This window comes from Bradyrhizobium sp. Ai1a-2, from assembly GCF_000426245.1.
Lineage (GTDB): Bacteria > Pseudomonadota > Alphaproteobacteria > Rhizobiales > Xanthobacteraceae > Bradyrhizobium.
Map to the genome: position 1 here is coordinate 1 of NZ_AUEZ01000243.1, position 1,070 is coordinate 1,070.

A 1,070-nucleotide genomic window follows, 5' to 3' on the forward strand; every position below is an offset into this window, starting at 1 on the left:
AAGCCGCCACTGCCTGAACGGACCGGTATCGCCCCGATACTAGGGCAATCCATCAAAACCGCCGGCGTCAACGTGCGGGGAAAATCGCGCTTACGGATCAGGTCCGGCCCACGGCCGGTCATCGCGCGAGAGCGCCCAGAAGTAACCGGTTTTGGTCCTGCCGCGCCCAAGGATCCAGCACCCGCGCCGGGGTCTCATCGAAACAGAGCTTCGGGGAGGCGAGCAGAAGCTCGCGCAGACGGTGCCACAAGGGCTTCAACTCCTGGGCGGCATAGCCGACCCAGAAGGCGAGCGTGGAACGGTCGAGCGCTATTCCGTGGGTCGCCAGCATCTGCGCCTGGCGGTAAAGCGGCAAATGCCAATGATACTTGGCGTCGATCACATGCGCGACCAGCCGCTCGGTGGGCAATCCTCCCCTGATCAATCGCTCGGGCGCAGCGTGCTGGAGAACGACGCCGTGACAGGCGCGGCAGGCCAGCTTGGGCCGGCGGGTCACGATCACCCGGTACTGCACCGGAACGACGTCGAGCCTTTGGCTCTCATCGCAACCAATCTCAACGAGATCGCCTTTGCAGGACGGGCAGCAGGTTGCGGCCGGCATCAGGATTTCAACGATGCGCGGCAAATGCTCCGGCAGCTTGCCACGATTGGCTCTGCGCTCTGCAGCTCTCCTCTCGCGTGTTCTGGGATCGGTGCGATCCTCGACTGCTTCGAGAGCCGCAACGGCACCATCGATATCCTCCAGAACAAGCTGGAGCTGATCAGCGTCGAGCTTTTCCGACGATCGACCGAACTGCGCATCCTTCGCAAGCTTGAGCAACCGCTCGAGCCTGGCGCAGCGATCCAGCAGAGCCGCGGCAAAGACGCGCAACTCGGCCGGTTCGCTCGGCAGCTCATCAGGCAAATCACTCATTGGCCTGAGTCTGCCATGCTTCGCGCCCCGATGCAGCGAAGATTTTATCTCCTACGCAAGTGCTTTCGGCTGCGGGATTCGAGGCACATGCATGCGTGTCCAATCCATGCCGGCCAGAAGCGCCGTACGCATACGACGAAGACCGCCTGATTGACGC

Annotated in this window: 1 pseudogene; it reads right to left on the minus strand. The window is 62.7% G+C overall.

Annotated features, from left to right (window positions below):
* Window positions 1-93: 93 nt before the first annotated feature.
* Window positions 94-913 (minus strand): annotated as a pseudogene (locus tag K288_RS49240) (IS66 family transposase); the annotation flags it as partial.
* Window positions 914-1,070 lie beyond the last annotated feature (157 nt).